The organism is Microbacterium umsixpiens, from assembly GCF_053543675.1.
The window spans coordinates 9035-16290 of record NZ_JBLVOH010000240.1; the positions used below are offsets into that span (position 1 = coordinate 9035).

A 7256-nucleotide genomic window follows, 5' to 3' on the forward strand; every position below is an offset into this window, starting at 1 on the left:
GCGGGGGGAGCGCTGCTCCCGTATCTCCTGATCGCGCCGCTCCTCGCGGCGGTGCTGATCGCCCTCGGCTGGCCGCTGCTGCAGCAGTTCGTGATGTCGCTGCAGAAGTTCGGGCTGGCGCAGCAGTTCGGCCAGGAGCCCGAATGGGTGGGCCTGGCGAACTACGGCAGGATCCTGACCGACCCCAACATGTGGGTCGTGTTCTTCCGCTCCGTGCTCTTCTGCGCCGTGTGCGCGTCGCTGTCGATGGTGATCGGCATGCTGATCGCGCTGCTGCTGACGAAGGTGAGCAGCTGGGCGCGCATCGCCCTGCAGGTGACACTGCTGCTCGTGTGGGCGACGCCGGCGCTGGTGACCATGGTCATCTGGCAGTGGCTGTTCGACGCCCGCTACGGCCTGGTGAACTGGATCCTCGCGCGCATCGGCTTCCCCGACATGGCCGGCTTCCCGTGGACCTCGACCCCGATGGGCGTGTTCACGATCGCCGCGATCACCGTGATCTGGGGCAGCCTGCCCCTGATCGTGTTCATGATCTACTCCGCCCTCACCCAGGTGCCCACCGAGGTGCTCGAGGCGGCGGAGCTCGATGGCGCGGGACCCTGGACGCGCTTCCGGCACGTCACGATGCCGCTCATCACCCCGGCGGTCATGATCGTCGGACTCCTGCAGATCGTGTGGGACTTGCGCGTGTTCACGCAGATCTACGTGCTGCAGCAGGCGGGCGTCTCGATCGAGGAGACCAACCTCCTCGGCACCTACATCTACCGGATCGGCATCGGCCAGGGCGAGTACGGCGACGCGTCGGCTCTCGCGACGATCGTGCTCATCCTCACGCTGCTGCTCACCTGGAAGTACATCGCGAAGATGTTCGCCCAGCAGAAGGAGGTCTCGGAATGAGTGCCCCGACCATGACCAGGACCACCGACATCGCCGCCGTCGTGCCGCCGCGCTCGCGCCGGACCATCGGCAATCGCAACGACGCCCGCCGGCGCACCTGGAACGGCGTCGCGGTGGCCGCCGCGCTGCTGCTCGTCTTCCCGATCTACTGGATGGTGAACACTGCGCTCTCCGAGAACGAAGAGCTGTTCTCGCGCACGCCGCGGTTCTTCCCGTTCCCGCTGAGCTTCGACAGCTTCGGGAGCATCCTCGCCGACGGCGGTTTCTGGTCGGCGCTCGGCATGAGTGCCGGCGTGACGGCCATCGTGGTCGTGGTCGCCGTGCTGTTCGGGTTCTTCGCGGCCATCGCGGTGAGCCGTTTCCGCTTCAAGGGCGGCGGCCTCATCATCCTGCTCGTGCTCATCGTGCAGATGATCCCGACCGAGGCGCTGTTCATCTCGCAGTTCCGCATGCTCGACGGTTGGCACCTGCTCAACACGGTCGGCGGCCTGTCGCTGCTCTACATCGGCACGGTCGTCCCGTTCACGGTGTGGCTGCTGCGCGGGTTCATCCACGGCATCCCGGCCGAGCTCGAAGAGGCGGCGATGGTCGACGGCTGCAGCCGGTTCGGGGCGTTCATGCGGGTCACGCTGCCGCTGCTCGGACCGGGCATCGTCACGGCATCCGTCTTCGCGTTCCTGCAGGCGTGGAACGAATACACCCTGGCCCTCGTCGTGATGACGAAGCCGGGCAACGCCACCCTGCCGCTGTGGCTGCAGACGTTCAGCAGCGAGCTGTCGGCCACCGACTGGGCCGGCATCATGGCGGGCGCCACGCTGATCTCGGTGCCCGTGGTCATCCTGTTCCTCTTCGTCCAGGGTCGCCTGGGCGCGGGCATGATGGCCGGTGCCGTCAAGGGCTGACGCCGCAGACGCTGAAGAGCGCCGGTCCTTCGGGATCGGCGCTCTTCGCGCGCGTGGGGGCCAGCGGGGGTGGATCAGCGAGCGTGGTCGGTGAGCACCCCGAGCACGGCGGGGTCCGCGGCGAGATCGGGTGCGAGCAGGTCGAGCAGAGCGCGATGCGGATCGACGGCGGATGCTCGTGCGGCCAGCTCCTCCGCGGCGACGTCGTCGAGCGGCCGTCCTGACTGAACCTCGGCGATGACGAACCGGGCCCAGGCGGCGATCGCCGCGATGCCGGCCGCGCCTGTCTCGCCCTCGGCGCGGGCGCGGCGCACCGGCTCGACGATGCGGGCACGCAGCTTGAGACTGCCGTCCGCGGCGATCTGCCGCAGCCGGTGCACGATCGCGGGGTTCGCGAATCGCTCGAGAAGCGCCGCCCGGTAGGCGGGAAGGTCGAGGTCGACGCCGGTTCTGTCCGCGGAGGCGTCGAGGTGCCGCTGGGCGAGATCCCACAGGTCGCGCACGAGAACTGCACATTCCGGGTCGGCGATGGCCTCGGCGACGGTCTCGTGTCCGCGCAGGATGCCGTCGGAGGCGAGGAGGGAGTGCGCGCCGTTGAGCATCCACAGTTTGCGCTGCTCGAACGGTTCGATGTCGGACACGAACGAGGCGCCGGCATCTTCCCAGCGCGGACGGTCGGCGCGGATGCGTCCGCTCAGGATCCAGCTGTGGAAGGGCTCGGTCACGACCAGGGCCTCGTCGCGGATGCCCTCGCGCGCGGCGACGGCGTCGATGTCGTCTGTCGTGGTGCGCGGGGTGATGCGGTCGACGGAGGTGCTGACCACGTCGACGTGCGCGTCGATCCAGCCACCGAGGGGAGGGGGGGTGAGCGCGGCGAGGTCGCCGAGCACGGCCCGGAGCACGGAGCCGTTGTCATCGAGGTTGTCACACGGGATCAGCGTGATCGTGCCGTCGGGCAGGGCGTGGCGTCGAGCGTCGAGCGCCCAGAGCAGGCGGGCGGGCATCGTGCGCAGGACGCCGTTCGCGATGGTGTCCGGCGGGTTCTCCCGATCGGCGAAGGCTTCGCCCAGCGCACAGATGTCGGCGGTGATGTCGGGGTCGGCGACGTCGAGGCGGCCGTCCGATCCGCGTCGGTAGCCCTTCTCGGTCACCGTGAGCGTGACGACCGTGACTTCGGGGCGGGTGAGGTAGTCGCGCAGCGCGTCGGTGTCGCCGCCGTCGTGCGCGGCCACGATGCTCTCGATGGTCTCGAGATGGTCGCCCTCCGCGCCGCGCGTGAGGAGGGTGTACACGTCATCCTGTCGTGTGAGCGTCTCGGCGGCATCGGGCGCGCGACCCGTGAACGCGGCGATGCCCCACTCGTGATCGGCATCGGCGTGGGCGGTGTACCAGGCCTGGTGTGCACGGTGGAAGGCACCGAGTCCGAGGTGCACGATGCGCACGGGGGCGCGCGGTAGGGTGCGGCGCGGGCTGTGGGGCACGGGAATCCTCGGGTCGATCGTCGAACCCTGGGGCGGGCCTGATCTCAACCTATGATGCGGAAGACCATCATGCAAGCGGTTGCAGATTTCAGGCCTCAGAGGCATCTACTCGAGAAGATTGTCGACTTCAGGTCCTCCCGGTGTGCCGACCAGGGTGAGGCTCAGTTGGGCGCGCTCGGCAAGCTGGAGCGCACTCTCCGAGCGGGCAATGCGCGCGTGCGTGATCCGATCGAGGCCGGCACCGACAAGTGGAGCGCAGGTTCGAAGCGTTGCATCGCGGGCGAGCGTGTCCGTCGAGCCGCCGTGCATCACGATGTTTCGTTGGCGGTAGAGCCGTCGCATCGCGCTTCGCACATGCGCCTCCACATCGTGCAGCGTGTGCCGCTTGGCCACCATCAGGCGAATCATTCGAGACTCCGCGGCGCGATCTGAGGCGGATCGAAGAGAGAGGGACTGACCCCTGGTCAGGGCCGCGACGATGATCGAGCTTCGTTCTTGGTTGGATGACGCTGCAGCCAGTCGAGTGCTGACGGTGTCGGGTGCGGCAGGTGAGTGCTGGTACGACAGCGCGGTGAGATCGGCGCGAGGCCAGGAGCATGCGACGAGCGACGCCAACCGATCGGCGGCCACGGCGCCGCGTCCGATTTTGGAGTCCTCCGGGTCCTGCGGGGACACGAGGAGTGCCTCGACTGCCGCCCAGCCGGACGCGATGGCAGGACCCGGAGAACCGAGATTGAGGACAGATGCCAGCTCAAGGGCGTCATCGAGGTCCGTTCGGTCGTCGACGTCGTAGAGCCGCGATTCGGCGACGAGCGAAAGGACGAATGCTCCACGACTCGTCCGTTCGAGCTTGAACGGGCGGCTCGATCCCGACACCCAGATCGAACCATGTGGCTCGGGGGTTTCTCCGCGGCCGCGCGCAAGTGTCGCACGCGAGGTCAGACGGTCGATGCGTTCGGTCGCGAGCAACGCGGCGGCAAGAGGATCGCGGGCCCGGACTCGATACTCGAAACCGCCGACCTGGCGGACTCCGGAAGGGCTGCTGCCGTTGTTCACGAGCCATTGCCGTATGAGGGCGGCAGAACGCCAGGTCGGTTCCCGGCTCGTCAGGGGTGTCTTCGCCCGGGGAACGGAGTGGAACGGGACGATGACGCTGTAGTCCTCCTCGGGCTTGGTGGCCAGGTTCGCCGCCGAGACGAGAAGCTCATCGAGCGTCGACCGGTCTCGGATGTGCTGCTGCGCCCATCTCCGGAGGAAGGGGAGGCTGTATCCCAAGTCCAGAAGGTGTGCGCCGACGGCGCGAGCGAATCGCTCGACCGATGGTCGCTTGCCGCTTCGGAGCAGTGCCAGCCAGCGATCGAGGTACCCGGTGGTCGCCATCTCCGAAAGCTCCCGGAGTCTGCGGACATGACGGGTGCCATCTTGGAGGGAACTGCGAAGAGTCTCCGTCAGGTGCCTACGGAGCGCGGCTTCCCCAAGGGCGGGATCGCGGCCGGCAATGCGCTCGGCGTCTTTCGCGAGCCAGATCACCGCACCGTCGCTGAGCACTTTTCGACTGCGCCATTCCGCAGCTTCGATCACTTCGTCGAGGACGAGGCAGGTCCCCACATCCCACAAGCGCCGCTGCCATGGTGAGGTCGCCTGGAAGAAGTCGAGGAGGCGGGCGCCGACCAGATCCGCATACGGCGACGAACCGAAAGCTTCCAGGGCCGGAACTGTGCTTGTGCCCGGGGCCGGTGCGGCGTTGCTCATGCTCCGATGATGTCGTAAACTACAGACAGGCGTTCAGCGCCGAAAGACTAAAAGTGGAGAACCGCCTTCGGGCCGTACTCCACTTTCTTTCGTTAACTCGCCCTCGCCCTCAGCAGACGCTTCGCGCTCGACGCCCGCTCCCGCACGACCGGCTGCAGCAGCATCCGCACCGGGGTTCGGTCGCCACCGCGCCCCAGCATCCGCAGCAGCGTGCTCGCCGCGAGGCGTCCGATCTCGCGCTTCGGCGGTGACACGGCGGTGAGGGGGAGCGGGGCATCCGCCGCCTCCTCATCATCGAAGGCGACGAGCGCGAGGTCATCGGGAAGGGAGAGTCCCGCCCTTCTCAGGTGCGGCAGGAGTGCTGTCGCCTCGCGGTCGCCGAGGCAGACGACGCCGTCGAGTCCCGCCGAGCGCGCTCGGTGCGCGTAGTCGGCGAGTGCCGCCTCGTCCCACGAGTCCCGACGCACCACCGCGTCGGGGAGATCGACGAGGGTGAGGCCGTCGATCGCGCGACGGTAGCCGCGCAGCGCGGCGTCGGCCGTCGCGGTGGCGCGGCGTCCGAGGAATCCGATACGTCGACGGCCCTGCCGTGCCAGGTGCCGCACGGCCGCGTACCCGCCCGCGACGACATCGGTGCACACCGCCGAGAGCCCGTCATCCGGCGGTGAGTCCGTCGGCATCCGCTCCATGAGTACCACCGGGATCGGCAGGGCGCGCAGCAGCTCGAGGCGCGCCGTGGGGTCGGCCAGGTGCAGGGTGGGCGTGATCAGGAGTCCGGAGCATCCGGCGGCGAGGAGCTCCCGGATCCGACGGATCTCGAGGGCGTCGTCGTACTCACTCGACACGATGCGCAGGGTGACGCCCGCGGCCCGGGCCACTTCCGTGATCCCCTCCACGACGGTGGGGAAGTAGTAGCTGTGCGAAGGGACGATCACGCCGATCACGGGACTCTTCCCGGCCCCGCGCGCCGACACGTACGTGCCGGAGCCCTGGCGGCGGACCACCACTCCGTCGTCGACGAGCATCCCCACCGCCCGCCGCACGGTGTTGATGCCGACCGCGTGCGTCGCGGCCAGAGTCGCTTCCGGTGGCAGCCGCTCGCCCTGGGACCACTCGCCGGCGGCGATGCGGTCGCGGAGTTGTTGCGCCAGGCTCACGAACAGCGGCTGCGTGTTCGGGAAAGCTCCCATGTCGCCCTCCTCGGCCCGTGGATGCCCGTGAGTCTCTGCAGTGCAACCGTATTCATTCGGGCCCGCTTCGGCAAGGTGTCGGGCTCGGGCAGCGGGTGCTGCGGGGGATCGCGCGTCCCTCGGCCGCATCCGCGCGAAAGGGCCGACGCACGTGCGATCGGCCGAGCGAAGCGCAAGGCCGACGCCGGCGCAGCCCCGATTCCTTCCTCCAGTCATTCCCTTTCTCGGAGCTTTCGTTGACCGTCGGATGCCCGCGCGACACGGTGGCAGTCACGACGACTCCGCGCCCGGCGGAGCGGAAGGAGACACCGATGAGACGCACACGCTGGCTGTCGGCGCTGGTCGCCGCGAGCCTTCTCGCCGGAGGGGTGGTCGCCACCGGCGGCGCCGCCTCTGCGGAGACCGTCACGACCGAGCTCGCGATCACCTCGCCCGTCGACGGCGGCACCGTCAGCGGATCGACGCTCACGGTGGAGGGGACGTTCGCGAACACCTCCGAGCTCGTGCTCGTCGTGGGGGCGCAGGAGGTGATCCCGATCCCGGTCACCGGCACGGCCGGCACGTGGACCATCGACCTCGACATCGCCGACCGCGACGGGCGACTCGACCTCGCGGTGCGCGCCCGTGACCTCACCACCCTCTACACGACCTGGTCGGAGTTCCTCGCCGTCGAGGTCGACAACCCGGCCGCATCCCGCCCGGTCGTCACGGTGGTCTCGCCGACCGAGGGCGCGTATGCCGGCTCCTCGCTCGACGTGGTCGTCGACGTGGCATCCGACCGCGCGCTGTCCGCCGTCGAGGTGCGGGTGAACGGCGGTGCCTGGCAGGCTGCCACGGCGCAGGGCGGATGCGAGTACGCGGCATCCTTCCCCGTCGCAGGTTCCGAGTTCGCGAGCATCGAGGCCCGCGCGACCGACGTGTCGGGGCACACGACTGACGCGCCGACCACCTACGTCGCGCTCGGCGGAGCCACCGCCGAGACCCCCGTGATCTACGACCAGGACCGGGCGATGTGGATCTGGGAGCGCGCCTCC

Annotated in this window: 6 protein-coding genes; 3 read left to right on the forward strand and 3 right to left on the reverse strand. The window is 69.0% G+C overall.

Going from position 1 to position 7256, the window contains the following annotated elements; all coding sequences use genetic code 11:
• Window positions 1–897, forward strand: an 897-nt coding sequence (locus ACNPM4_RS20070; RefSeq protein ID WP_448986940.1) for a carbohydrate ABC transporter permease, incomplete at its 5' end; no start/stop codon positions are given.
• Entirely contained in the window at window positions 894–1799 is a 906-nt protein-coding gene (locus ACNPM4_RS20075; RefSeq protein ID WP_448986941.1) for a carbohydrate ABC transporter permease, read from the forward strand. The genes ACNPM4_RS20070 and ACNPM4_RS20075, both read left to right, overlap by 4 nt.
• A 74-nt stretch (window positions 1800–1873) precedes the next feature.
• Here the strand turns inward: ACNPM4_RS20075 and ACNPM4_RS20080 are convergent, their stop codons facing one another.
• The 3 genes from ACNPM4_RS20080 to ACNPM4_RS20090 form a co-directional block, all read right to left on the reverse strand.
• Complete coding sequence (locus ACNPM4_RS20080; RefSeq protein ID WP_448986942.1) at window positions 1874–3280, reverse strand: mannitol dehydrogenase family protein; 1407 nt, start codon at window positions 3278–3280, stop codon at window positions 1874–1876.
• A gap of 105 nt (window positions 3281–3385) precedes the next feature.
• A complete protein-coding gene (locus ACNPM4_RS20085; protein ID WP_448986943.1) occupies window positions 3386–5032 on the reverse strand; it encodes a hypothetical protein in 1647 nt (548 codons plus the stop codon).
• Between the two features lie 92 nt (window positions 5033–5124).
• Window positions 5125–6222: a GntR family transcriptional regulator gene (locus ACNPM4_RS20090; RefSeq protein WP_448986944.1), complete on the reverse strand. Its 1098-nt coding sequence runs from the start codon at window positions 6220–6222 to the stop codon at window positions 5125–5127.
• 311 nt (window positions 6223–6533) lie between these two features.
• Between ACNPM4_RS20090 and ACNPM4_RS20095 the strand changes: the two genes are divergently transcribed.
• On the forward strand, window positions 6534–7256 hold a 723-nt coding region (locus ACNPM4_RS20095; RefSeq protein ID WP_448986945.1), incomplete at its 3' end, for a hypothetical protein.